Annotated in this window: 22 protein-coding genes; 14 read left to right on the forward strand and 8 right to left on the reverse strand. The window is 70.0% G+C overall.

The window, feature by feature from the left end; all coding sequences use genetic code 11:
* Window positions 1-30 precede the first annotated feature (30 nt).
* Window positions 31-369: a hypothetical protein gene (locus SK095_RS07245; RefSeq protein ID WP_320548428.1), complete on the forward strand. Its 339-nt coding sequence runs from the start codon at window positions 31-33 to the stop codon at window positions 367-369.
* Between the two features lie 35 nt (window positions 370-404).
* On the opposite strand, the gene SK095_RS07250 is transcribed toward SK095_RS07245, so the two are convergent.
* From SK095_RS07250 to csgE, 3 genes are read right to left on the reverse strand one after another with little or no spacing between them, the layout of a single operon-like run.
* Window positions 405-1,259 carry a CsgG/HfaB family protein gene (locus SK095_RS07250; protein ID WP_136490607.1) on the reverse strand — a complete coding sequence of 285 codons (855 nt, stop codon included), beginning with the start codon at window positions 1,257-1,259 and terminating at the stop codon, window positions 405-407.
* Between the two features lie 46 nt (window positions 1,260-1,305).
* On the reverse strand, window positions 1,306-1,707 hold the full coding sequence (locus tag SK095_RS07255; RefSeq protein WP_136490608.1) for a curli assembly protein CsgF: 402 nt from the start codon (window positions 1,705-1,707) through the stop codon (window positions 1,306-1,308).
* A gap of 2 nt (window positions 1,708-1,709) precedes the next feature.
* Window positions 1,710-2,141 carry a curli production assembly/transport protein CsgE gene (gene csgE / locus SK095_RS07260; RefSeq protein ID WP_372239889.1) on the reverse strand — a complete coding sequence of 144 codons (432 nt, stop codon included), beginning with the start codon at window positions 2,139-2,141 and terminating at the stop codon, window positions 1,710-1,712.
* Between the two features lie 229 nt (window positions 2,142-2,370).
* On the opposite strand from csgE, the gene SK095_RS07265 reads away from it, so the two are divergent.
* Both SK095_RS07265 and SK095_RS07270 read left to right on the forward strand, forming a co-directional pair.
* A complete protein-coding gene (locus SK095_RS07265; protein ID WP_320548429.1) occupies window positions 2,371-4,188 on the forward strand; it encodes an AAA family ATPase in 1,818 nt (605 codons plus the stop codon).
* A gap of 2 nt (window positions 4,189-4,190) precedes the next feature.
* Complete coding sequence (locus SK095_RS07270; protein ID WP_320548430.1) at window positions 4,191-4,997, forward strand: general secretion pathway protein GspB; 807 nt, start codon at window positions 4,191-4,193, stop codon at window positions 4,995-4,997.
* Here the strand turns inward: SK095_RS07270 and SK095_RS07275 are convergent.
* Entirely contained in the window at window positions 4,966-6,357 is a 1,392-nt protein-coding gene (locus tag SK095_RS07275; protein ID WP_320548875.1) for a heavy metal sensor histidine kinase, read from the reverse strand. The two genes, SK095_RS07270 and SK095_RS07275, sit on opposite strands and share 32 nt — an antisense overlap.
* Window positions 6,357-7,034: a heavy metal response regulator transcription factor gene (locus SK095_RS07280; protein ID WP_320548431.1), complete on the reverse strand. Its 678-nt coding sequence runs from the start codon at window positions 7,032-7,034 to the stop codon at window positions 6,357-6,359. The genes SK095_RS07275 and SK095_RS07280 overlap by 1 nt, the downstream gene beginning before the upstream one ends.
* Window positions 7,035-7,289: 255 nt before the next feature.
* Between SK095_RS07280 and SK095_RS07285 the strand changes: the two genes are divergently transcribed.
* On the forward strand, window positions 7,290-10,898 hold the full coding sequence (locus tag SK095_RS07285) for a CHASE domain-containing protein (protein ID WP_320548432.1): 3,609 nt from the start codon (window positions 7,290-7,292) through the stop codon (window positions 10,896-10,898).
* A gap of 16 nt (window positions 10,899-10,914) precedes the next feature.
* Window positions 10,915-12,102 carry an EAL domain-containing response regulator gene (locus SK095_RS07290; protein WP_320548433.1) on the forward strand — a complete coding sequence of 396 codons (1,188 nt, stop codon included), beginning with the start codon at window positions 10,915-10,917 and terminating at the stop codon, window positions 12,100-12,102.
* A 35-nt stretch (window positions 12,103-12,137) separates the two neighbouring features.
* On the opposite strand, the gene SK095_RS07295 is transcribed toward SK095_RS07290, so the two are convergent.
* Window positions 12,138-12,542 carry a hypothetical protein gene (locus SK095_RS07295; protein ID WP_320548434.1) on the reverse strand — a complete coding sequence of 135 codons (405 nt, stop codon included), beginning with the start codon at window positions 12,540-12,542 and terminating at the stop codon, window positions 12,138-12,140.
* A 205-nt stretch (window positions 12,543-12,747) separates the two neighbouring features.
* Here SK095_RS07295 and SK095_RS07300 point away from each other — a divergent pair, with 205 nt between their 5' ends.
* The 4 genes from SK095_RS07300 to SK095_RS07315 all read left to right on the forward strand — a co-directional run bounded on the left by SK095_RS07300 (window position 12,748) and on the right by SK095_RS07315 (window position 16,014).
* Window positions 12,748-12,996: a DUF2933 domain-containing protein gene (locus SK095_RS07300; protein ID WP_236574813.1), complete on the forward strand. Its 249-nt coding sequence runs from the start codon at window positions 12,748-12,750 to the stop codon at window positions 12,994-12,996.
* Window positions 12,997-13,113: 117 nt separating this feature from the next.
* Window positions 13,114-15,195 carry a copper-transporting P-type ATPase gene (locus SK095_RS07305; protein WP_268932807.1) on the forward strand — a complete coding sequence of 694 codons (2,082 nt, stop codon included), beginning with the start codon at window positions 13,114-13,116 and terminating at the stop codon, window positions 15,193-15,195.
* Between the two features lie 86 nt (window positions 15,196-15,281).
* Window positions 15,282-15,551 (forward strand): heavy-metal-associated domain-containing protein, encoded by a 270-nt coding sequence (locus SK095_RS07310; RefSeq protein ID WP_201487663.1) that lies wholly within the window; start codon window positions 15,282-15,284, stop codon window positions 15,549-15,551.
* Between the two features lie 16 nt (window positions 15,552-15,567).
* A complete protein-coding gene (locus SK095_RS07315) occupies window positions 15,568-16,014 on the forward strand; it encodes a DUF411 domain-containing protein (protein WP_201487662.1) in 447 nt (148 codons plus the stop codon).
* Window positions 16,015-16,066: 52 nt separating this feature from the next.
* On the opposite strand, the gene SK095_RS07320 is transcribed toward SK095_RS07315, so the two are convergent.
* Window positions 16,067-16,765 carry an NUDIX hydrolase gene (locus SK095_RS07320; RefSeq protein ID WP_320548435.1) on the reverse strand — a complete coding sequence of 233 codons (699 nt, stop codon included), beginning with the start codon at window positions 16,763-16,765 and terminating at the stop codon, window positions 16,067-16,069.
* Between the two features lie 273 nt (window positions 16,766-17,038).
* On the opposite strand from SK095_RS07320, the gene SK095_RS07325 reads away from it, so the two are divergent.
* From SK095_RS07325 to nadE, 3 genes are read left to right on the forward strand one after another with little or no spacing between them, the layout of a single operon-like run.
* A complete protein-coding gene (locus tag SK095_RS07325; RefSeq protein WP_320548436.1) occupies window positions 17,039-17,683 on the forward strand; it encodes a nicotinamidase in 645 nt (214 codons plus the stop codon).
* A gap of 1 nt (window position 17,684) precedes the next feature.
* The gene (gene pncB, locus SK095_RS07330; protein ID WP_320548437.1) at window positions 17,685-18,899 is read left to right on the forward strand and encodes a nicotinate phosphoribosyltransferase; all 1,215 of its coding nucleotides are present in this window, start codon (window positions 17,685-17,687) and stop codon (window positions 18,897-18,899) included.
* Window position 18,900: 1 nt separating this feature from the next.
* Complete coding sequence (gene nadE, locus SK095_RS07335) at window positions 18,901-19,728, forward strand: ammonia-dependent NAD(+) synthetase (protein WP_320548438.1); 828 nt, start codon at window positions 18,901-18,903, stop codon at window positions 19,726-19,728.
* 10 nt (window positions 19,729-19,738) lie between these two features.
* Here nadE and SK095_RS07340 read toward each other — a convergent pair whose 3' ends face one another.
* The gene (locus SK095_RS07340) at window positions 19,739-20,803 is read right to left on the reverse strand and encodes an HD domain-containing phosphohydrolase (protein ID WP_201487657.1); all 1,065 of its coding nucleotides are present in this window, start codon (window positions 20,801-20,803) and stop codon (window positions 19,739-19,741) included.
* A gap of 339 nt (window positions 20,804-21,142) precedes the next feature.
* Between SK095_RS07340 and SK095_RS07345 the strand changes: the two genes are divergently transcribed.
* Together SK095_RS07345 and SK095_RS07350 are read left to right on the forward strand one after the other, a co-directional pair.
* Window positions 21,143-22,999, forward strand: a complete 1,857-nt coding sequence (locus SK095_RS07345; protein WP_201487656.1) for a copper resistance system multicopper oxidase — start codon at window positions 21,143-21,145, stop codon at window positions 22,997-22,999.
* An 11-nt stretch (window positions 23,000-23,010) separates the two neighbouring features.
* The gene (locus SK095_RS07350; protein ID WP_236574812.1) at window positions 23,011-23,388 is read left to right on the forward strand and encodes a hypothetical protein; all 378 of its coding nucleotides are present in this window, start codon (window positions 23,011-23,013) and stop codon (window positions 23,386-23,388) included.
* Window positions 23,389-23,442: the final 54 nt, after the last annotated feature.

Here is a 23,442-nt window from a genome sequence, read left to right on the forward strand (position 1 = left end):
CATTTTTCTGTCCAGCGGAGGTAGGCACGCATGCCGCTTCTCAGCCTGACCGGGTTGCTGCTGGCCGCGACCGGCAGTGTCGCCGTCGATTTCGAACTGCGCCAGCCGGCGCCCCGCCAAGCCGCGGTGCACCTGTGCTTCCGCGGCACGGGACAGCAGGTCCGCTACGAACTGGAGGTACTCGCCCTGGGGCCGGCGGGACGCAGCCGCTCGCGCCAGGCGGGCCGGCTCGAAGCGGGCGAGGAGGCGCGCTGCCCGCTGGCCGACGGCGTGCGGATGGCCGGCGCCAGCCGGATCGAGGGCCGCTTGCTCTGGTGGGTGGATGGACTGGAGCAGCCCGCCGAAACCCGCGAGCTGCGACTCGAATAGCCGCAGCCCACGGGCCGGCCATGGGCGTCTGGGCGCTACTGCGCGGCGGCGGTGGCCTGCCCGTGGGTCATGTACTTGGGCAACGAGGTATTCTCGAAGGTGCCGGCATCCGCGGCCTGCCACAGGCGCCGCTCGATGCCCTGGGCCACCAGGTGGGCGACCGCCGCCTCGATGGCCGACAGCACGCACAGCTGCGCCGGCTCGTTGGTGGTGTAGCCGGCCTCGGCCTCGAGCAGCTCCTGGAACTCGATGAACTTGAACACCCCGGCGCTGCGGCTGACCGAGTAGATGGTCTTGCTGGTCATCACGTTGGCCAGCACCTGGCCGCTGCGCACGTCCACCGCCCGCAGGTTGACCGACACCTGGTCCACGCGGTACTCGGCGGACAGGCCGATGCCCAGGTAGCGGGCACCCTCGCCACCGCTGCGCACGTTGGTGTCGTAGGCGACTATGCCGCCCTCCAGCAGGATGTTGGCCGCCTGCAGCGAAGGCAGGTTGGCCTGGATGTTGGCCGGGGTGTCCGGCTTGCTCTGCGAGGCGCGGATGATCTTGCGCTCGGTGAGGACGTTCTGCAGGCCCTCGCGCTCCAGCACCACGAACCAGCCGCTGGCCTGCAGCGCATCCACCAGCATGCTGGCGCCGCCCTGGGTCACGCTGGTGGAGAAGGAACTGGCCGGGGTCGGCTTGTACTGGCCGGTCTGGTCGCGGAAGCCGTACACGGCGGCCACCAGGCGCCCCTTGGGACGCGGCAGGGCGAGCAGGTCGTAGTAGGTGGAAGCCCGCGGGGTGAGGGTCGGAATCTCCGGCTCCTTCTCGGCGGGCATCGGCTCGCGCAGGGCGCACCCCTGCACGGCGGCTAGCAGCACTGCCATCGCGATGATCTTGTTCATGGTCCTGAGCTTCCTGCTTCTATGCCAGCGGCGGTCGATTGATGGGCTAGAGTCCGTCGACGATGACCTCGGCGACCTCCCCCGTCAGCCGGTCGGTGATCACGATCGTCAGGGAACCGTCGACATCCACGATATCGATGAGGAAGGAGTCGGTGGTCAGGCTGCCGGTATTGCCGTTCTCGATGTTGGCGAGCAGTTGCGAAAGCAGGCGCGACTCCAGCTGGCTGGTGAAGCGCTGCAGGGCCGTGGTGCCGGTCCCCGTGCCCCCCAGGTCCGGGTCCTTGTGGTCGTTCTGCGCCTGGGCGTTGGCCAGCAGCCAGGGGCCGTTCAGCGGGTTGCCGCCGAAGGCCGGGTTGACCGGGGTGTAGACCAGTTCGGTGGCCTGCACCGGCGCCAGCAAGCAGACACCGGTGAGCCCGAGACAGGCCGCGAGAGGGCGTTTTTTCATGGTCATAGCTCATCCTTGTCCAAGTCGTAGGTGTCTTGCAGCAGGCTCTCCAGCTTCTGGCGCGTGACGGCTTCCTGGATCAGGTCGGCAGCCTCGTAGGCCACCGGCTGCACCTCGGAAACGTTCGGCGCCAGAAAGCGCCGGTACAGCGTGCGGCCCTCGTACTCGACCCATACCAGGCTCCCCCAGCGCGCCGAAGGCCGTTCCCTGACCACCAGGTTGAAGTCCAGCCGGCTGGTGTCGCGCAGTCGCTCGGAGAAGTAGCGGTAGAACTCGTGGCCGATGTGGGAAATGCTGTTGTCGACGATGAAGCCACGGATCTCGTCCTCTTCTTCGGCCGCCTGCAGGGGCGCCTGCAGGGGCGCCGCCAGCAGCGCGCAGGCCAGACCCAAGGCGCGGAAAAGCGCTGGCCTGCGCAGCAGGCAGGCCAGCACGCAACCAGACGAATCCCCCGTTGATGGTCTTTGAGTTTCCATGGCGTTTCCCGCCTGTTTTTTGTTTCCCCATTTCGAGCGTAGTCCATCGCCCCTGATGCGCCAGTAGCAAAAAACTGCTGGTCGGGCCGACTCGCGCCCTGCGCCAGGCGGACTATGCTCAACCCTGGAAGAAGACCTGCGGGGGACGGCGCCGCCCTGCGCCGTGCAGCAGACACGGAAAGCCATCATGTACAAGCAGCATTTCGGCCTCACCGAGACGCCCTTCTCGATCTCGCCCGACCCGCGCTATCTGTTCATGAGCGCGCGGCACCGCGAGGCACTCGCCCATCTGCTCTACGGCCTGCGCATCGACGGCGGCTTCGTGCTGCTCACCGGCGAGGTCGGCACCGGCAAGACCACCCTGTGCCGCTGCCTGCTGGAGCAGGTGCCGGAACACTGCGACATCGCCTTCATCTTCAATCCCAAGGTGAACGTGCTGGAGCTGCTGCGCACCCTGTGCGACGAACTGCATATCGAGCTGCCCGCCAACCTGCGCGGCCTCAAGGCGCTGGTCGACCGCCTCAATGCCCACCTGCTGGCCAGCCACGCCCGCGGCCGCAAGACGGTGCTGATCGTCGACGAGGCGCAGAACCTGTCCAACGACGTGCTGGAGCTGCTGCGCCTGCTGACCAACCTGGAGACCAGCCAGCGCAAGCTGCTGCAGATCATCCTGCTCGGCCAGCCGGAACTGCGCGAGCGCCTGGCGCAGCCGCAGATGCGCCAGCTGGCCCAGCGCATAGTCGCGCGCTACCACCTGGAGCCGCTGTCGAGCCAGGAGGTCAGTACCTACGTGCAGCACCGCCTGGCGGTGGCCGGCGCGCGCGCCGCCCTGTTTCCGCCGCGCGTGCTGCAACGCCTCTACCACCTGAGCGGCGGCACGCCGCGGCTGATCAACCTGATCTGCGACCGCGCCCTGCTCGGCGCCTACGTCAGGGGCCGGCAGGCCGTGGACAGCGCCACCCTGAAGCGCGCCGCCCGCGAGGTGCTGGGCGAACCCGTCGGCAGACCGCCGGCACGCCTGCCGCCGACGCTGACCACGGCCCTCGCCGTGGCCGTGCTCGCCGGGCTGGCCGTGGCCATACAGCACGGCCTGCCCGTCCCGCAGCTGCCGCGCCCCGCGCCCCCGATGCAGATCGAGCAGCGCAGCGAAGCGACCGCGCCGGTGGCCGCGGACCGCCCCGCCCCGCCGCTTGCCGTCGTCCCGGCAGCGGACCGCGAACCTGCGCCGGCAGAGCAGGAGACGCCGCCGCTGGCGGCCAGCGACAGCGCTCCCGCGCCGGCCACTGCCGAGCCGCTCGCCAGTAGCGGGCCTGCCGCTGACACGGCAGAGCCCGCGCCGCCCGCCGAGCGGCAACCCGCCAGCAGCGAGAGTTCTCCCGGCATCATCGCCGCCCCGGGCCGCGAGGAGCACTGGCTGCACGAGGCCATGGCGGTACGCAGCCTGTTCGCCCAGTGGCAGATCGAGGTCGCCGAACCGACCGCCCTGGAGGACGCCTGCCGGCGCGCCGGCCAGGTGGACCTGCACTGCCTGCCGATGAACGACGGCCTCGCCTCGCTGCGCAGCTTCAACAGCCCGGCCATCGTCGAACTGCGCCAGACCGACGGTCCCGACTTCCTCGCCACCCTGCTTGAGCTGGGGCCGGAGCAGGTCCGCCTGGCCGTGGCCGGCAAGATCCAGGAAGTGCCGCTGGACAGCCTGATGCGCCAGTGGACCGGCCGCTACACCCTGCTCTGGCGCGCCCCTGAGGGCTGGGGCCGCGGGCTGGGCATCGGCGCCCGCGATCCGGCGGTGGCCTGGATCGACCAGCGTCTGGCGCGCTGGGAGGGCGCGTCCCCGCGCGACAGCGCCGGCAACCTGTTCACCGAGGATCTGGCCCGGCGGGTGCGCGACTTCCAGCGCGCCCACGGCCTCAAGGCCGACGGCCTGGTCGGCCGGATGACCCTGGCCCGCCTCGCCGCCCTCACCGACGCCGAAGCGCCGGTTCTGGCCCAGCAGGACCACTAGCCATGTCCTACATACTCGAAGCCCTGAAGAAGTCCGAATACGCCCGCCAGCAAGGCAGGGTGCCGGATCTCGCCACCCTGCCCGCCACGGAGGCATCGCCGGACCTGCCGTTCGCCGCCGACCGCCTGCCGCTGCTGGCCGGCGGCGCTCTGCTGCTGGCGGTGGCGGTGACCGGCTGGTGGCGCCCCTGGCAGTCGCCGCCGCCCGAGGCGACCGTTGCCCCGGCCGCCTCGCCCGTCGCCGCCATGCCGGCCCCAGTGGCCAGCGCCGCGCCGGTCGTAGCTGCACCGGTCGCGGCGCCGCCCGTCGAGCCACCGGTCGGAACGACGAGCGCCCCGGCGGTGCAGACGCTGGTCGCTGCGCCGCCGCCGAGCGCTCCCGCCGCGCAGCCGCAGCCGCAGCCGCAGCCGCAGCCGCAGCCGCAGCCAGCCATTGCGCCAGCCGCGGAGCCGCTGCCGGCTCCGGCGCCCAGAACCGTGCTCCCCGCTCAGGAACCCACGCCCATCGCCGCCAGGTCCCTGCCCGCCGCCCCGCCCCCGGCACAGCCGGCGCCGGCCGCCGCGCTCCCCGCCCCACCCAACCGGGTGCTGGCCTTCTACGAGCTGCCGCCGACGGTGCGCGAGCGCATCCCGCCGCTGTCCGTGTCCGGATTTTCCTACGCCGAACAGCCGGACCTGCGCATGGCGGTGATCAACGACAAGGTGCTGCGCCAGGGCGAAAGCGCCGCGCCGGGCATCACCCTGGAGCGCATCGCCAGCGACGGCGTGGTGCTGAGCTTCAGCGGCTACCGCTTCCGTCCGCAGCGCTGAGGGCGGGGAAACCCAGCTCGAAGCGGGTCAGTCCGTCGGCCGAGGTGCAGCGGATGCTGCCGCGGTGGGCCTCGACGATGGAGCGGGTGATCGCCAGCCCCAGCCCGGCGTGGCCGCCCTCGCGGCGCGCCGGGTCGACCCGGTAGAAGCGGTCAAACAGCCGCCCCAGATGCTCGGCGGGAATCGTCGGCCCGGGATTCTCCACCTCCAGCAGCACCTGCCCGCCGCGTTGCCCGATGCGCACGCGGATGCAGCCGCCGGCCGGCGTGTAGCGCAGGGCATTGCCCAGCAGGTTGGACAGCGCCCGGCGCAGCATCCCGGGCTCCCCCTCGATCCAGCCCTCGCCGCCCTGCGCCAGCTCGACCCCGGCCTCCTCGGCCAGCAGACGGTAGTAGTCGAGCAGCTGCTCGACCAGCTCGTGCAGCGCCAGCGGCCGCCGCTCGGGGGCGATCAGGCCGTTGTCGGCCTTGGCCAGGAACAGCATGTCGTCGATCATCCGCGCCATGCGCTTGAGGTCCTCGAGGTTGCCATACAGCGCCTCCCGGTATTCCTCCAGGCTGCGCGCGCGGCCGAGCACCACCTCGGTGTGGGTCATCAGCTGGGTCAGCGGCGTGCGCAGCTCGTGGGCGATGTCGGCGGAGAAGTTGGACAGGCGCACGAAGGACTCTTCCAGGCGCTCGAGCATGCCGTTGAACGAGGACACCAACGGCCGCAGCTCCACCGGCAGCGTCTGCTCGGGGATGCGCTCCTTGAGCGAGCGCGCCGACACGCCGGCGGCCACCTGGGTCACCTCGCGCAGCGGGCGCAGGCCGCTGCGCGCCACCAGCCAGCCGAGCCCGGCGCTGAGCAGGGCGCACACCCCCAGGGCGATCCACAGCCAGCGCTGCAGCGCCGCGAAGAAGTCCTCGTGGTGGGTCACGTCCAGCGCCAGCAGCAGGGTCAGCGACTGCCCCGGCTCGGCCAGCGCCACCTCGGCGGTCATTCCGCGCAGCAGACGCTCGCCCTCCCACCACTCCCACAGCCCGCCGATCCGGGTGCGAAAGCGCGCGGGAATCGCCGCCTCGGAGGGCTCGGCGAACAGCACCCGGCCATCGCCGGCGAGGATCTGCGCACGCAGGTCCTGGTGCGCGCCGAGCAGCGTGTGCAGCTGCGGGCCCAGGGTTTCCAGCCGGTCCGCGCGCTCTAGGCTGCCGAGGAGGCGCCGGCTGGCCTGCAGCTTGTCGTGCAGGGCGTGGCGGTCGAGATCGAGGAAGTGCTCGCGGCTCAGGTGGCTGACCGCCAGGCCGGCGGCCAGCAGCACGCCGGTGAGGGCCAGCATGAACAGCAGGCCGAGGCGCGCGGTGAGCGACAGGCGGGCGATCACTCGGACAGGTCCAGCACGTAGCCCATGCCGCGCACGGTGTGAATCAGCTTCGGCTCGAAGCCGTCGTCGATCTTGGCGCGCAGGCGGCGGATGGCCACCTCGATGACGTTGGTGTCGCTGTCGAAGTTCATGTCCCACACCTGCGAGGCGATCAGCGACTTGGGCAGCACCTCCCCCTGGCGGCGCAGCAGCAGTTCGAGCAGGGCGAACTCCTTGGCGGTCAGGTCGATGCGCTGGCCCGCGCGGCTGGCGCGGCGCTTGAGCAGGTCCACCTCCAGGTCGGCGACCTGCAGGCGGGTCGGCGCCGCACTGGCCTGGCCGCGGCGCAGCAGGGTGCGCACCCGCGCCAGCAGCTCGGCGAAGGCGAACGGCTTGACCAGGTAGTCGTCGGCGCCCAGCTCCAGCCCCCTGACCCGGTCCTCGATGCCGTCGCGCGCGGTGAGAAACAGCACCGGCTCGCCCTGCCCGGCGCCGCGCAGGCGGCGCAGCACCTCCCAGCCGTCGAGGCCGGGCATCATCACGTCGAGGATCAGCAGGTCGTAGCGCTCGCCGAGGGCACGGTGCAGCGCTTCGCTCCCATCCGCGACCCGGTCGACGGCGAACCCCGCCTCGCTCAGGCCCTGCCGCAGGTAGGCACCGATCTTCGGATCGTCCTCGGCCACCAGGATCTTCATCGCGCTACTCTCCACAAGTTCCAGCCACAAGTTCCGGCCACAAGTTCCGGCCACAAGTGCTGGCCATCAGTGCCAGGCGGATTGTGCAACCGGCCGCCCGCGACAGCCAGAAGCTGACGCGAATGTAATCTGCCCGCCCGGGTCGGTGCACCGTCGCGGAGCACGGATCATTGGCATGAGCGCTCCCCCCTGAATATGATGCGGGCCGAATCACCCCGGCACCCGGGGCTGGATGTTTCACCGAGCGGGACGCCGATGCACGCGACAGACCACGACACCCCGACCGGTGCGTCACTCTTCACGCCTCCGGGCAGCTGGCGGCATTACCTCTGGAAGGTGCTCGCCCTCACCGGCCTCTACCTGCTGGCCGGCATCGTCGGCGTCCTGTTGAGCCAGTCCACCGGCTATGCCTCGCCGATCTGGCCGGCGACCGGCATGGCCACGGCGGGGCTGCTTATCTGGGGTTGGCGCTGCTGGCCCGGCGTGTTCCTCGGCGACCTGCTGATCGACCTGTCGCGCGACGCGTCGCTGCAAGGCATCGGCCTGGCCAGCCTCACCGCCGCAGCCGCGACCGTCCAGACGCTGCTCTGCGTCTGGCTGGTGCAGCGCTACCTGCAGGGACGCTGGCAGGTCGCCCGCGACCGCCGGCTGGTGTCCATCCTGTTCGCCGCCGGCCCGCTGACCTGCCTGATCGCGCCGACCCTGGGCAGCGCCGTGCTGGTCGCCGGCGGCAGGATCGCCAGCGACGACCTGTTCAACGAGTGGCTGCGCTGGTGGGCCGGCGACACCCTCGGCGTGCTGCTGTTCGCGCCGCTGGCGCTGCTGCTGTGGCCGGGCCGCCGGACCCTGCGCGGCGGCGAGGGCAACCACCGCTTCGCCCTGCCGCTGGTGGTCACCCTCACCCTGCTGATCGTCGGCCACCTCGGTCTGTCGCAACTGGAGGACCTGCGCGCCCGCAGCGAGGCGCGCACGCTGATGGAGGTGATCGGCGACAGCATCACCCAGGACGTCGCGGAAACCCTGCTGCCGCTGGAGGGCCTGGCGCACTTCATCGCCGCCAGCCCGGAGGTCACCCGCGAGGAGTTCCGCAAGTACACCCAGAGCTTCGTCCAGCGCCCCGCCATCCTCTGGGTGGACTGGGCGCCGCGGGTCGACGCCCGGCAGCGGGCCGGCTTCGAGGCCGCCGTCGCGGCCAGCGGCTTCCCCGGCTATCGCATCGTCGAGCTGGACAGCCGCGGCCGGCTGCAGCCGGCCGCCGAGCGCGCCGAATACTTTCCCGTCCTGTACAGCGAGCCGCTGGCGCTGGGGCGCACGGTGCTGGGCCTCGACCACGGCTCGGAGCCGATGCGCCACACGGCGATGAGGCAGGCCCTCGACCACGGCAAGTCCATCGCCTCCGACCGCATCCGGCTGGTCCGCAGCGCACGCCAGGCATCGCTGCTCTTCGTGCCGGTGCACAGGCTCGACGCCGCTGCGCAGCAGGCGCCGGTCGGCTACGTGGTCGGCGCCCTGGACATCCAGCAGCTGTTCGCCCCGCTGCGGCGCAAGGCGGAGGATCGCCAGTTCGCCCTGCGCATCTCGGACGTCACCGCCGGCATGCCCCGGCGCATCCTGAGCAACTCGCTGCCGGCCGGGGCCGAGCCCGACTGGCATCGCGACGTCCACGCCAGCGGACGCGTCTGGCGCCTGGAAATGTACCCGCGGCTCCCGCTGTGGCGGCCCGGTTCGACGGCGGAGGAGCGCCTGTTCCTCGGTTTCGCCGTGCTCACCGCCTTTCTCGCCACCTTCGCGACCCTGGGCAGTGCCGGACGGCATGCGCTGGTCTCGCGCGTGGTCGCCGAGCGCACCGCCCAGCTCGCCGAACTGAACAGCCAGTTGCAGCAGCGCATCGAGGAGCGCGGCCAGGCCCTGACCGACCTGCACGCCAAGGAGGCGGAGATCCACGCGGTGCTCGACCACCTGCTCGAGTGCGTGATCACCATCGACAGCCGCGGCATCGTGCAGAGCGTCAATCCGGCCATCGAACCGCTGCTCGGCTACCGTCCCGAGGAGCTGGTCGGTCGCAACATCTCCTGCCTGATGGCCTCGCCGTTGCGCGAGCACCACGACGACTACATCGCGCGCTATCTGCAGACCGGCGAGCGGCACATCGTCGGCTCCAGCCGCGAGGTCAGCGGCCGGCACAAGGACGGCCAGCCGATCGCCCTCGAACTCAGCGTCTCCGAGTACCGCGTGCACGGGCAGCGCTTCTTCATCGGCACCCTGCGCGACATCCGCGAGCTCAAGGCGCTGATCGCCAGCCTGACCCAGGCCCGCGAGGAGGCCGAACAGGCCAGCCGCGCCAAGTCGGCCTTCCTCGCCACCATGAGCCACGAGATCCGCACGCCGATGAACGGCGTGGTCGGCCTGATCGACGTGCTCACCCAGGACCAGCTGCCGCCCCACCAGGCCGACCTGGTCCGCACCATCCGCGAATCATCGGGCACCCTGCTGGGGGTGATCGACGACATCCTCGACTTCTCCAGGATCGAGGCCGGCCGGCTGGAGATCGAGCATGCGCCGCTGAACCTGGTCGAGCTGCTCGACAACCTGTGCGATACCCTGCGCCCGCTGGCCGTCACGCACGGGGTGCGTCTCGACGCGGAGATCGCCGCCGGGGTGCCGCCCTGGATCCGCTCCGACGCCATGCGCCTGCGGCAGATCCTCTTCAACCTGATCGGCAACGCCATCAAGTTCTCCGGAGGCCGCGACGAGCAGCCCGGCCGGGTCGTGGTGGGCGTGCGTCCGGCCGCGGACGACCCGCAGCGCCTGCTCATCGATGTGACGGACAACGGCATCGGCATCGCCGCCGAACATCTCGGCCAGCTGTTCCAGCCCTTCAGCCAGGCGGAGTCCTCGACCACCCGCCGCTTCGGCGGCAGTGGCCTGGGCCTGGCCATCTGCCGGCGCCTGGTCGAGCTGCTGGGCGGCGAGATCGCCGTCGCCAGCACCCCGGGGCACGGCACCCGCTTCACCGTCAGCCTGCCGCTGACCCTGGCCAGCGCGCCGCAGCCGGCCGCCGAGCCAGCGGCACCGGCCGCACCGGTCGCCGGGGCCCCCGCCAGCCGGCGCCTGCTGGTGGTCGAGGACGACGCGGTGAACCGCAAGGTCATCCGCCAGCAGCTCGCCCTGCTCGGCTACGACTTCACGCTGGCCAGCCAGGGCAGCGAGGCCCTGAGCCTGTGGCGCCAGGGCGGCTTCGACCTGATCCTCAGCGACCTGCACATGCCGGAAATGGACGGCTACCAGTTGGCCAGGCGGATCCGCGCCGAGGAAGCCGGCCAGCGCCGCATTCCGATCCTCGCGCTGACCGCCAACGCCATGCGCGGCGAAGCCGCACGGGCGGTGGAGGCCGGCATGGACGAGTACCTGACCAAGCCGATCCGCCTGGCCACCCTGCAGACCGCCCTGGCGCGCTGGCTGCCCCAGCAGGCCCGCCCGGCGCCGGCTGACGCCGGGCCGGGGCCGGACGACCAGCCGCTGGTCGACGCGACAGTCCTCGCGGCACTGGTCGGCACGGACCGCGAGATGATCCGCGAGATTCTCGGCGACTACGCCGAGTCGCTGCGCAGCCTGGCGCCGCAATTGCTGCAGGCCTTCGCCCGCAACGACTGCGACAGCATCGACGCCATCGCCCACCGCCTCAAGTCGTCGTCCCGCGCGGTCGGCGCGGTGCGCCTGGGCCAGCTGTGCACGGCACTCGAACAGGCCATCAAGGACAGCGACAGTGCCGCGCTGGCCCACGGCATGGCCGAGTTCCATCCCCTTCATCACGCCACGGCAGCATGGATCGACCGGTTGCTGAAAGAAGGCAACCCAGTCTGAGCAGGAGGCAATCCCGATGAGAATCCTGGTGGTCGACGACGACCCGTTCATCCGCAAGCTGCTGGTCCGCCAGTTGAAGACCCTCGGCTACCAGCAGGTACTCGCCTGCGAGCAGGCCCAGGCCGCGGTCGAGCACCTGGAGCGGCAGCCCGACGGCACCGATCTGATTCTCTGCGACCTGCAGATGCCGGGGATGGACGGCATCGAGTTCATCCGCCACCTGGTGCGCCTGGGCTACCCCGGCGCCCTGGTGCTGGTCAGCGGCGAGGACGAGCGCATCCTGCAGAGCGCCGAGCGCCTGGCCCGCGGTCACCGCCTGCGGGTCGCGGGCGCGCTGTACAAGCCGGTCTCCAGCGAGCAGCTGCAGCGCCTCCTGCAGGCGTTGCCCGGCGGCGATGCCCCACGGACCGGCGAGGCGCGCAGCTACGGCGCCGAGGAGCTGGCCAACGGCATCCGCGCCGGCCAGTTGGTCAACCACTACCAGCCCAAGGTCGACTTCGCCAGCGGGCAGGTCAGCGGGGTCGAGACCCTGGTGCGCTGGCAGCACCCCGAGGACGGCCTGGTCTACCCAGACCGCTTCGTCACCCTCGCCGAGGAGCACGGCCTGATCGACGCGCTGATGCTCGACGTGCTGCGCAACGCCCTGGCCGATGCGCGGCAGTGGCGCGCCCGGGGCATCGAGCTGCAGGTGGCGGTCAACGTGTCGATGGACAATCTGGTGGGGCTGGACTTCCCCGACCTGGTCGAGCAGGAAGCTCTGGCCGCCGGCGCGCCGCTGACCAGCCTGGTGCTGGAAGTCACCGAGAGCCACCTGATGAAGAACCGCCAGGCCGCCCTCGACATCCTCACCCGCCTGCGCCTCAAGCGCATCGGCCTGTCGATCGACGACTTCGGCACCGGCCACTCCTCGCTGGTGCAGCTGCGCGACATACCCTTCAACGAGCTGAAGATCGACCGCAGCTTCGTGCACGGCGCCTGGCGCGACAAGTCGCTGGACGGCATTCTCGGCGCCAGCCTGGAGATGGCCCGCCGGCTGGGCATGCGCACGGTGGCCGAAGGCATCGAGGACCGCACCGACTGGGATCACCTGCGCGGCGCCGGCTGCGACGTCGCCCAGGGCTGGTTCATCGCCAAGGCGATGCCCGCCGAACGCCTGCCGGCCTGGCTGGAGGGCTGGGAGGCGCGGCGCAGCGAGCTGGCCTGAGCCACCCCGCACGCAGCCCCGGGCGAGGCGGCTGCTCAGGGCTTGGGTTTGGCCAGCATCTCGCGATGCGCACGCAACTGCTCGAGCATCTGCTCCATGTGCTGGATGCGCAGATCCACCTGCTCGACCGTATCCATGCTCGCCCAGCCGCCGCCCATGCCCGGCCCCATACCCTGGCCCATGCCCATCCCCATGCCATGGCCACCGCCCATGCAGCCGCCCATGCTCTGCATGCCGCGGCCCATGGCCTGCCAGTGCTGCTCCATCAGCTTCTGCCGCTCCTCGGGCGTCTTGCCGGCCATCCAGTTCTGGTGAAGCGTGCGCATCTCGGTGATGTGCTGCTGCCACTGCTGCTCGGGCGGCGCCGCCTGCTCTTCTGCCCAGGCGCTACCCGCTGCAGCCAGCAGCAGGATTGCGCCACAAAGAATCGTCCGGTTCATCTGCAAGCCCTCGCGAAGGCGGGTTGAGAGTTTCACTCTAGTCCCGGGCGCCGGACGCTGCGGGTAGCTGACGGAAATGTAATCCGCCGCTCAGCCTTCCGTAAGCAAGGGCCGTCTAGCATGACGATGCAAGTATTTCTGTCTGGCATTGCCCCTTCGGACAATCGGCGTCCACTGGACGCCGTTTCTTTCAGGAGATCCCACCATGCATCCAGGCCACGCCCCGGGCGAACCGTCCCGCTCATTCTGGCGCAGCAAGCCCGGCATCGTGCTGGGCATGCTCGCCGTCATCGCCCTGTTCTACCTGGCGCGCGAACACTACGCCCACGCCGCCGGGCTGCTGCCCTACCTGATCCTGCTGCTCTGCCCGCTGATGCACCTGTTCGGCCACTCCCACAGTGGCCACACCCATCGCTCCGCGCAGCGTGACGATCCGGAGCGGAAAAGGAACTAGCGCATGACCTCATCGTCTCCCCACCCGCACGACCACGCCGGCCATCATGAGCATGCGCACGCGGCGCCCTCGCCCACGGCGGCCCAGGCTGCAGCCGGCAGCGAATACACCTGCCCGATGCACCCGGAGGTGCGCCAGATCGGTCCAGGCACCTGCCCCAAGTGCGGCATGGCCCTGGAGCCGGTGATCCCCGAGCTGGAAGAGGAGGAAAACCCCGAGCTCAAGGACTTCCGCCGGCGCTTCTGGTGGAGCCTGCCGCTGACCGTGGTCGTCACCGTGCTGGCGATGGCCGGCCACCAGCTGATGCTGTTCCATGGCGCTACGCAGAACTGGGTGGAGCTGGCACTGGCCACCCCGGTGGTGCTGTGGGCCGGCTGGCCGTTCTACGTGCGCGGCGTAAAGTCGGTGCTCAACCGCAGCCCCAACATGTGGACGCTGATCGGCCTGGGCACCGCCGCCGCCTGGCTGTACAGCGTCGCCGCCACCCTGGCACCCGGCGTGTTCCCGGCCAATTTCGTGATGGACGGGCGCATCGGCGTGTACTTCGAGGCCGCGGCGGTGATCATCTCGCTGACCCTGCTCGGCCAGATCCTCGAACTCAAGGCGCGCTCGCAGACCTCGGCGGCAATCAAGGCGCTGCTTGGGCTGGCGCCGAAGACCGCGCGGCGGATCAATGCCGACGGCTCGGAAGAAGACATCCCGCTGAGCCACGTACACAGCGGCGACAAGCTGCGCGTGCGCCCCGGCGAGAAGGTGCCGGTCGACGGCCGCGTGCTGGAAGGCGAAAGCGCAGTGGACGAGTCGATGCTGACCGGCGAACCGCTGCCGGTGACCAAGCGCGCCGGCGACACGCTGATCGGCGCCACCCTCAATCGCCACGGCAGCCTGGTGATGGAAGCCCAGAAGGTCGGCAGCGCGACCATGCTCGCGCAGATCGTGCAGATGGTCGCTCAGGCCCAGCGCTCCAAGGCGCCGCTGCAACGCCTGGCCGACGTGATCGCCGGGTATTTCGTGCTGGTGGTGATCGCCATCGCCGTGCTGACCTTCCTCGGCTGGGGCCTGTGGGGACCGCAGCCGAGCTGGGTGTTCGGCCTGATCAACGCGGTGGCGGTGCTGATCATCGCCTGCCCCTGCGCCCTCGGCCTGGCCACACCGATGTCGGTGATGGTCGCCACCGGCAAGGCCGCCACCAGCGGCGTGCTGTTCCGCGACGCCGCGGCCATCGAGCACCTGCGCCGGATCGACACCCTGATCGTCGACAAGACCGGTACCCTCACCGAGGGCCGCCCGGCCTTCCACAGCGCCCTCGCCGCCCCCGGCTTCAGCGACGACGAAGTGCTGCGCCTGGCCGCCAGCCTCGACCAGGGCAGCGAGCATCCGCTGGCCCATGCCATCGTCGAGCAGGCCCGCGCCCAGGGCTTGGCGCTGAGCACGCCGCAGACCTTCGAGTCCGCCTCCGGCATCGGCGTGCGCGGCCAGGTCGACGGCCGTCCCTTGCTGCTCGGCAACACCACATTGCTGGAGGACGCCGGCGTTACCACCGCGCCCCTGCAGCCCCAGGCCGAAGCGCTGCGCGGCGAGGGCGCCAGCATCATGTACCTGGCGGTGGACGGTGCGCTGGCGGGCCTGCTGGCGGTGGCCGACCCGATCAAGCCGACCTCCAAGCTGGCGGTCGAGCGTCTGCAGGCGGCTGGCGTGAACGTCATCATGGCCACCGGCGATGGCCTCACCACCGCCCGTTCGGTGGCCCGCCAGCTGGGCATCGAGGAAGTGCACGGCGAGGTCAAGCCGCAGGACAAGGAGCGCCTGGCCGCCCGCCTGCAACAGGAAGGCCGCCGCGTGGCGATGGCCGGCGACGGCATCAACGACGCCCCGGCGCTGGCCCGCGCCGACGTCGGCATCGCCATGGGCACCGGCACCGACGTGGCGATGAGCAGCGCCCAGATCACCCTGGTCAAGGGCGACCTGCTCGGCATCCTGCGTGCACGCAGCCTGTCGGTGGCCACGGTGAAGAACATGCACCAGAACCTGACCTTCGCCTTCCTCTACAACGCCATGGGCATCCCGCTGGCCGCCGGCCTGTTCTACCCGCTGACCGGCCACCTGCTGTCGCCGCTGATCGCCGCCCTGGCGATGAGCGTCAGCTCGGCCTCGGTGGTGTTCAACGCCCTGCGCCTGCGCCAGGCTCGGATCGACTGAAGAAAAACCCTTGACCTTGCCACGAGGTCAAGGTCGAAGATGATGGCAAGGCCGGAATCGCCGGCCACCATGAGAGGAGTTCCACGATGAGCAGCATCGAACTGAACGTCCAGGACATGACCTGTGGTTCCTGCGTCAAGCACGTCACCCAGGCCCTGAGCCCGCTGCCCGGTGTCGAGGCGGTGGAAGTCGACCTGCAGGCCGGTCGCGTGCTCGTCAGCGGCAGCGCCGACGGCGCCGCCCTGATCGCCGCCCTGGATGACGCCGGCTACCCGGCGCAACTGGCCGGCCCGGCCAGCGCACCGGCAGCCGCCAAGACCGGCGGCTGCGGCGTCGGTTGCGGCTGTCACGGTTAACCAACGGAGGATTCTCATGCACGCCAAACTGCGTATCGCCACCCTCGCCGCCCTGCTGATGAGCGGCGCCGTCCAGGCCGCCGACGCCCTGACCATCGACGTCCACCGCGACGCCAACTGCGGCTGCTGCAAGGACTGGATCAAGCACCTGGAGGCCAACGGCTTCAGCGTGCGCGACCACGTCGAGCCGGACATGAGCGCGGTCAAGCAGCGCCTCGGCGTGGCGCCGCGGCTGGCCTCATGCCATACGGGGGTGATCGACGGCAAGTTCGTCGAGGGCCACGTGCCGGCGGCGCAGATCCTCGAACTGCGCCAGCGCCCCGACCTGCTCGGCCTCGCCGTGCCGGGCATGCCGGCCGGTTCGCCGGGCATGGAATACGGCGACCGCCGGGACGCCTACCAGGTGATCGGCCTGACCAGGGACGGCACCGACGAGGTGGTGGCCGACTACCCGGCCAAGTGACCGGCTGCGCGGCTGCCGGCCGAGCCGTGTAGGCCCCGGCAACCGGCCAGGCTCAGGCCAGCAGGCTGCGGTCAAAGACGAACACCTCGCCCTTCGGCGGGCAGTGCTCGTAGATGACCTGCGGCCGGCCCATGGGCGGCTGGTTCTTCTCGCCGGTGTCGCGGATCCAGCCCTGGCTCTTCATCTTCTCCAGCCGCCCGCGCAGGGTGGTGTGCTGCACCGCCTGGCCGAGGCAGGCCTCGAAGGCGGTCAGCGCCTCGCCGACGGTGAAGCGTGGGCCGAGCAGGTACAGCGGCAGCGCGGTGTACACCGACTTGCTGGCCAGCCGCTCGGCCACCCGGTGTACCAGCTGGGCGTGGTCGAACGGCAAAGGGAAGCTGCCGTCGAGGATCTGCCCGAGCGGCACGAAGCGCAGGTCGGCCTCCTGGAGCGTGGTCTGCGGCGCCAGCAGCGCCAGGTAGAAGATGGTGATCGACCAGCCGCGCGGGTCGCGCACGTCGTTGCCCTCGGTGCCGACCTGCTCCAGATGCGCCGGCTCGATGTGCGCCCTGAAGGTCAACGCGCGCTCCACCGCGTCCTCGAGGGTGCGGTCGCTCTCGAGGCCGTTGATCAGCACGCCCGGCAGCGCCCATTTGCCCGGGTAGGGAATCTCGTCGCTGTCGGGGCGCCGCCTGAGCAGCACCTCCAGCCCCTCCCCGCCCAGGCGCAGCGCCACTATGTCCACGCTGGCCAGAATTTCCGCCGAGTTCATCCAGCCTCCCGAACCGTCGATGCCATCTGCTTGTATTCTGCCACTTTTTACGCAATAAGAAATAAAAGCGTGATCGAGGCTAGCAGGTGCAGGCTCTCTGTAGAGGCGAATTCATTCGCCTGACGAGGCCGCGCTGGCGAGTAAATTCACCCCTACAGGCTGGACAGGTGCAACGCGCGGGGAAAGCCTGCAAGCCGCCGATCTCGAGCAACGCTTGACTACTTATTTTATTAGGTGAAATATATAGCCACACCCCAAGCCGAGACCCCGGCCATGCGCATAGCCAGCTTCGATGTCGATGCCCAGAAGGGCTTCACCCCGCTCTGCCCCGATGAGCTGCCGGTACCCGGCGGCGACCAGATCGCCCCGGCGCTCAACCACCTGGCGAGCAAGGCGCACCTGCGCCTGGGCAGCAAGGACGCCCACAGCCCGGCGGCGGCCTGGCGGGTCGAGCGTCACGCCGACATGCTGCAGCCGCTGGCGCTGGCCAACGCCGACCTGACCTGGGTCAGCCACTGCGTGACCGGCACACCCGGCTTCGAGCTGCTCGACGCGCTGCCGGCGCCGGTGGACTACGACTTCTTCGTCTGGAAGGGCATCGAGCCTGACTTGCACCCCTACGGCGCCTGCTACCACGACCTGGCCGAGCGGCGCAGCACCGGCGCCATCGAGTTCCTCCGCCAGCAGGCGGTCGATCTGGTGCTGGTCGGCGGCCTGGCGCTGGACTACTGCGTGCGCACCACCGCCCTGCAGCTGCGCCGCGCCGGTTTCGCCGTCGGTGTCTACCTGCCGGCCTGCCGCGCGCTGGCCGAGGACAGCGCGCGCATCGCCCTCGCCGAGCTGGAAACCGCCGGCGTTGCCCTCTACCCCACCGCGCAGGCCCTGGACGCCGCCTTCGCCGCCGCCCGGGAGCGCTGAGATGGCCGAGAGCGTATTCGCCGAGCGCATCGTGCAGAGCCTGCTCGACACCGACTTCTACAAGCTGACCATGATGCAGGCGGTGCTGCACAACTACCCCAACGCCGAGGTGGAATGGGAATTCCGCTGCCGCAGCGACGAGGACCTCAGCCCGTATCTGGCCGAGATCCGCCACCAGATCGCGCGCCTCGAGGAACTGTCCATGAGCGCCGACCAGTTGGCCTTCCTCGAACGCATCCCCTTCCTCAAGGCCGACTTCATCCGCTTCCTCGGCCTGTTCCGCTTCAACCTGCGCTATGTGCATACCGCAGTCGAGGACGGCCAGCTGGCGATCCGCGTGCGCGGCCCCTGGCTGCACGTGATCCTCTTTGAGGTGCCGCTGCTGGCCATCGTCAGCGAGGTGCGCAACCGCTACCGCTATCGCGAAGTGGTGCTCGAACAGGTCGCCGAACGGCTGTACGCCAAGCTCGACTGGCTGCGCCGCGAAGCCTCGGCCGAGGAGCTGGGCGGCTTCCAGCTGGCCGACTTCGGCACCCGCCGGCGCTTCTCCTACCGCACCCAGGAGGAAGTGGTGAACATCCTGCGCCACGACTTCCCCGGCCAGTTCGTCGGCAGCAGCAACGTGCACCTGGCGCGCGAGTACGGCCTCAAGCCCATCGGCACCATGGCCCACGAATGGCTGATGGCCCACCAGCAGCTCGGCCCGCGGCTGATCGACAGCCAGCGCGCCGCACTGGACTGCTGGGTGCGCGAGTACCGCGGCCTGCTCGGTATCGCCCTGACCGACTGCATCACCATGGACGCCTTCCTCGCCGACTTCGACCTGTACTTCGCCAAGCTCTTCGACGGCCTGCGCCACGACTCCGGCGACCCGCTGGCCTGGGCGCAGAAGGCCATCGCCCATTACGAGAAACTCGGCATCGACCCGCGCGGCAAGACCCTGGTGTTCTCCGACGGCCTCGACTTCCCGCGCGCGCTGGCCCTGTACCGCCAGCTGCGCGGGCGGATCAACGTCAGCTTCGGCATCGGCACCAGCCTGACCTGCGACATTCCGGGGGTGACGCCGACCAACATGGTGATCAAGATGACCGCCTGCAACGGCCAGCCGGTGGCGAAGATCTCCGACGCGCCGGGAAAGACCCAGTGCCGCGACCCCAACTTCGTCGCCTACCTGAAACACGTATTCCGCGTCCCCAGCGCCAGCCAAGGAGCCTGAGATGAACGAACTGCAACAACGGATCGCCGAAGAACTCGCCGTGGTGCCGCCCTTCGCCGATGCCGCCGCCGAACTGGCGGAAATCGAGCGGCGCAAGGCCTTCATCAAGCGCTGCCTGCGCGACACCGGCCTCAAGGTGCTGGTGCTCGGCATCAGCGGCGGGGTCGACTCGTCGACCGCCGGCCGCCTGGCGCAGCTCGCCGTCGAGGAACTGCGTGCCGAGAGCGGCGATGCCGGTTACCGCTTCATCGCCGTGCGCCTGCCCCACGACAGCCAGCACGACGAGGCCGACGCCCAGGCGGCCATGCGCTTCGTGGCCGCCGACGAGGAGCAGACGGTGAACATCGGCGACGCCGTGCGCGGGCTGGTCGAGCAGGTCGCCGAGCTGGACCCGCTTACCCCCGGGCGCCGCGACTTCGTGGTCGGCAACGTCAAGGCGCGGGTGCGCATGGTCGCCCAGTACGCCATCGCCAACGCGCGCAACGGCCTGGTGATCGGTACCGACCACGCCGCCGAGGCGGTGATGGGCTTCTTCACCAAGTTCGGCGACGGCGCCTGCGACCTGGCGCCGCTGACCGGGCTGGTCAAGCACCAGGTGCGCGCCCTCGCCGCCCGCCTCGGTGCGCCGGCCGAGCTGGTGCACAAGGTGCCCACCGCCGACCTCGAGGAGCTGCGCCCCGGCCGTCCCGACGAGGAAGCCCACGGCGTCAGCTACGCCGAGATCGACGCCTTCCTGCACGGCCAGCCGGTATCCGAACGCGCCGCGGATATCATCCGGCGCACCTGGGCGGCCACCGCCCACAAGCGCGCGCTGCCCAGGGTGCCGTGACGCCCGGCAGTCAATCGCTCCAGACCAGGCGCAGGCTCTCGAACTGCTCGAACATGTGCCGGTCCATCAGGCGGACCAGCTCGGGGTCGAACTGCCGCCCCGACTGCTCGCGGATGTAGAGCTGCGCCTCCTTCACGGTCCACGCCGGCCTGAACGGCCGCGGGGTGCGCAGCACGTCGTACACGTCGCAGAGCGCGACGATGCGCGCGGACAGGGGGATGGCCTCGCCCTTGAGCCCCGCAGGGTAACCGCTGCCATCCCAGCGCTCGTGATGGTGCAGCGCGACCTCCGCGGCGAGCTGCAGCAGCGGATTGGCCGCGGAGTCGCTGAGGAACTGGTGGCCCAGCTGCGCATGCCGGCGCATCACCTGCGTCTCCGCCTCGTCGAGCGGGCCGGGCTTGAGCAGGATGTAGTCGGGAATGCCAACCATGCCGACATCGTGCATGGTCGCGGCCACCCGCAGCTGGCCGACCCACTCCTCCCGGCAGCCGCAGGCACGCGCCAGCAGGGCGACGCTCTCGCCGATGCGCATCATGTGGTGGCCATTCTGGTTGTCGCGGTATTCGGTGACGCGCACCAGACAGCGGACGATGGTTTCCGTGGCCTTCTCGAGCTCGCGGCCGTGCTCCTCGACGCGCTGCTCGAGCCAGCGCCGCTCCTGGTCCAGCTCGAGACGGGTGAACCAGAGGTTGAGGTGGTTGCGCAGACGCAGGAGCATCTCCCGGTGGTCGACCGGCTTGCACAGATAGTCGCTGACGCCCAGGTCGAGGGCGCGGTGGCGGCTCTCCACGTCGTTGCGGCAGGAAACCGCGAGTATCGGCTGGTTTTCCGGCAGGTACTTGCGCAGCAGCCGCAGGATCTCGAAACCACCCGGGCGGGACATGTCGAGATCGAGCAGCAGCAGATCCCAGGTGTTTTCCAGCAGCCAGGCCAGACCGTTCGCGGGATCGGCCAATACCCGCGTGTTCTTCAGGCCGGCCGCCTCGAGGGCATCCTGCAGCAGGCTCAAGCTGCCGGCGCTACTCTCCAGCAAAGCGATGCTGGCCTGGCGCAGGTGTTCGGGAATGTTCGGCATGAGCTTCCGTCCTTTGAAATCGACCGCCTGAGCCCCGAAGATCCCGGATCTGACGGGATGGGGTCAAGCTGCGAAGTCCCTGGCGCCGAGGCGCTCGAAAGGATGTCCGGACAGCGGCGCTGTTCAAGCCGCCATCTGCAGCCAGTATGGCACATGGCTGCGGCCGGCAAGGCCGGGGCGCCCGCTCCTGATCGGCAACCTGACAAAAGCGTAATCTTCGTCTCAGCTTCCCGACAGCTTGCGCCGGCTATGGTGTGACCATATCGAGGGAATTCCGCCGCAGGCGGATCAGCCCGGGAGCGCCGCTGCGCGCCCCCGAAAAGACGGGACAGGAACAGCATGCCATCTCTGACTTCACGACGAACCTTCCTCAAGGGCCTGGCTGCCGGCGGCGTGCTCGCCGGCCTCGGCCTGTGGCGCCAGCCGGTGTGGGCGCTGGACCGGCCCGGCCAGCCGGGCGTGCTGGCCGGCACCCAGTTCGACCTGACCATCGACGAGCTGCCGGTCGACTTCACCGGCAAGGCGCGCACCGCCGTGGCGGTCAACGGCAGCCTGCCGGCGCCGCTGCTGCGCTGGCGCGAGGGCGACGTGGTGACCCTGCGGGTGCGCAACCGCCTCAAGGAGGACACCTCGATCCACTGGCACGGCATCCTGCTGCCGGCCAACATGGACGGCGTGCCGGGCTTCAGCTTCGCCGGCATCGCCCCGGACGGCATGTACGAATACAAGTTCAAGGTGAAGCAGAGCGGCACCTACTGGTACCACAGCCATTCCGGCTTCCAGGAACAGCGCGGCCTCTACGGCCCGCTGGTGATCGACCCGCTGGAGCCGGAGCCGTTCCAGTACGAGCGCGACTACGTGGTGATGCTCTCCGACTGGACCGACGAGAACCCGGCGCGGGTGCTGGCCAAGCTGAAGAAGCAGGCCGACTACTACAACCAGCACCGCCGCACCGTCGGCGACTTCATCCGCGACGTCGGCGAACAGGGCTGGAGCGATACCTTCAGCGAGCGCTGGGCCTGGGCGAAGATGAACATGAGCCCGACGGATCTGGCCGACGTCAGCGGCGCCACCTACACCTACCTGCTCAACGGCCAGGCACCGGACGGCAACTGGACCGGACTGTTCCAGCCGGGCGAGCGCATCCGCCTGCGCCTGATCAACGCCGCGGCGATGACCTACTTCGACTTCCGCATCCCCGGCCTCAAGCTCACCGTGGTCGCCGCCGACGGCCAGAACGTCGAGCCGGTCGAGGTCGACGAGATCCGCCTGGGCGTGGCGGAAACCTACGACGTGATCGTCACCCCGGATGGCAGTCAGGACGCCTACACCCTGTTCGCCCAGTCCATGGACCGCAGCGGCTACGCCCGCGGCACCCTGGCGCTGCGCGAGGGCCTCTCCGCACCGGTGCCGGCGCCCGATCCGCGCCCCGAACTGAGCATGGCCGACATGGGCCATGGCGATCATGGCGCGCATGGCAGCCATGGTTCAGCCACGACCGGCATGGACCATGCCGCAATGAACCACGGCGACATGAGCCACGGCGCAGCGACGCAGGGCGGCATGGCGCACGCGGCCATGGCCGGGATGGATCACGGGCAGATGGCGGGCATGGACCACGGCAGCATGGCCGGCATGAATCACGGTGCGCCGGCCGGCGCGGCCATAGCCATGCAGGGTCACCCGGCCAGCGAGGCGAACAATCCGCTGATCGACATGCAGACCATGGCGCCCACCGCCAAGCTGGACGATCCGGGCATCGGCCTGCGCGACAACGGCCGCCGCGTGCTGACCTACGCCGACCTGCGCAGCCGCTTCGCCGACCCGGACGGCCGCGCCCCGAGCCGCACGATCGAGCTGCACCTGACCGGCCACATGGAGCGCTTTTCCTGGTCGATCGACGGCGTGCCCTTCGCCCACGCCGAGCCGATCCGCCTCAAGTACGGCGAGCGCATGCGCATCGTGCTGGTCAACGACACCATGATGCACCACCCCATCCACCTGCACGGCCTGTGGAGCGACCTGGAGGACGAGCAGGGCAACTTCAGGGTGCGCAAGCACACCATCGACATGCCGCCCGGTGCGATCCGCAGCTACCGCGTCACCGCCGACGCCCTCGGCCGCTGGGCCTACCACTGCCACATGCTGATGCACATGGACCTCGGCATGTTCCGCGAAGTCCGCGTCGAGGAATGAGGAGACACCCGATGACCACCTTCACCAAGCGCAACACCCTGCTCGCCTCCGCCCTGGCCTTCGGTCTGCTGGCCGCCCTGCCCCTGTCGCAGGCCGTGGCGCAGAACGAGCACGAAGGGCACCACCCGCAGAACGCACCGGCCGCCGCCAGGCAGGCCCAGGGCAACATGGGCAAGAGCCAGCAGATGCCGCAAGGCGGCATGATGGATCACAGCCAGATGGGCCATGGCGGCATGAGCCACGAGCAGATGATGCAGCAGATGCACGAGCAGCACATGAACAACGGCCAGATGGACCACGGCAACATGGGCCAGGGGCAGATGAACCACGGCAGCATGCCGCCGGCCAAGGCCGCGCCCCAAACCAAGGACGGGAAAAATGGCCAGTAAGCTTCCCCTCGCCCTGGCCCTGAGCCTCGGCCTGATCGCCGCCGCGCAGGCGGC

It is taken from the genome of Pseudomonas sp. AN-1 (assembly GCF_034057115.1).
In the GTDB taxonomy this organism is placed as follows: Bacteria; Pseudomonadota; Gammaproteobacteria; order Pseudomonadales; family Pseudomonadaceae; genus Geopseudomonas.

What these genes read in the sequence shown, in the direction of transcription:
- pncB (WP_320548437.1), top strand. Translation starts at nt 17,685, where the DNA reads ATGGCCGAGAGCGTATTCGCCGAGCGCATCGTGCAGAGCCTGCTCGAC.
- SK095_RS07285 (WP_320548432.1), top strand. Translation starts at nt 7,290, where the DNA reads ATGCACGCGACAGACCACGACACCCCGACCGGTGCGTCACTCTTCACG.
- SK095_RS07250 (WP_136490607.1), bottom strand. Translation starts at nt 1,259, where the DNA reads ATGAACAAGATCATCGCGATGGCAGTGCTGCTAGCCGCCGTGCAGGGG.
- SK095_RS07310 (WP_201487663.1), top strand. Translation starts at nt 15,282, where the DNA reads ATGAGCAGCATCGAACTGAACGTCCAGGACATGACCTGTGGTTCCTGC.
- SK095_RS07320 (WP_320548435.1), bottom strand. Translation starts at nt 16,765, where the DNA reads ATGAACTCGGCGGAAATTCTGGCCAGCGTGGACATAGTGGCGCTGCGC.
- SK095_RS07345 (WP_201487656.1), top strand. Translation starts at nt 21,143, where the DNA reads ATGCCATCTCTGACTTCACGACGAACCTTCCTCAAGGGCCTGGCTGCC.
- SK095_RS07265 (WP_320548429.1), top strand. Translation starts at nt 2,371, where the DNA reads ATGTACAAGCAGCATTTCGGCCTCACCGAGACGCCCTTCTCGATCTCG.
- SK095_RS07245 (WP_320548428.1), top strand. Translation starts at nt 31, where the DNA reads ATGCCGCTTCTCAGCCTGACCGGGTTGCTGCTGGCCGCGACCGGCAGT.
- SK095_RS07290 (WP_320548433.1), top strand. Translation starts at nt 10,915, where the DNA reads ATGAGAATCCTGGTGGTCGACGACGACCCGTTCATCCGCAAGCTGCTG.
- SK095_RS07340 (WP_201487657.1), bottom strand. Translation starts at nt 20,803, where the DNA reads ATGCCGAACATTCCCGAACACCTGCGCCAGGCCAGCATCGCTTTGCTG.
- SK095_RS07300 (WP_236574813.1), top strand. Translation starts at nt 12,748, where the DNA reads ATGCATCCAGGCCACGCCCCGGGCGAACCGTCCCGCTCATTCTGGCGC.
- SK095_RS07350 (WP_236574812.1), top strand. Translation starts at nt 23,011, where the DNA reads ATGACCACCTTCACCAAGCGCAACACCCTGCTCGCCTCCGCCCTGGCC.
- SK095_RS07315 (WP_201487662.1), top strand. Translation starts at nt 15,568, where the DNA reads ATGCACGCCAAACTGCGTATCGCCACCCTCGCCGCCCTGCTGATGAGC.
- SK095_RS07305 (WP_268932807.1), top strand. Translation starts at nt 13,114, where the DNA reads ATGCACCCGGAGGTGCGCCAGATCGGTCCAGGCACCTGCCCCAAGTGC.
- SK095_RS07325 (WP_320548436.1), top strand. Translation starts at nt 17,039, where the DNA reads ATGCGCATAGCCAGCTTCGATGTCGATGCCCAGAAGGGCTTCACCCCG.
- SK095_RS07280 (WP_320548431.1), bottom strand. Translation starts at nt 7,034, where the DNA reads ATGAAGATCCTGGTGGCCGAGGACGATCCGAAGATCGGTGCCTACCTG.
- SK095_RS07255 (WP_136490608.1), bottom strand. Translation starts at nt 1,707, where the DNA reads ATGAAAAAACGCCCTCTCGCGGCCTGTCTCGGGCTCACCGGTGTCTGC.
- SK095_RS07295 (WP_320548434.1), bottom strand. Translation starts at nt 12,542, where the DNA reads ATGAACCGGACGATTCTTTGTGGCGCAATCCTGCTGCTGGCTGCAGCG.
- SK095_RS07270 (WP_320548430.1), top strand. Translation starts at nt 4,191, where the DNA reads ATGTCCTACATACTCGAAGCCCTGAAGAAGTCCGAATACGCCCGCCAG.
- nadE (WP_320548438.1), top strand. Translation starts at nt 18,901, where the DNA reads ATGAACGAACTGCAACAACGGATCGCCGAAGAACTCGCCGTGGTGCCG.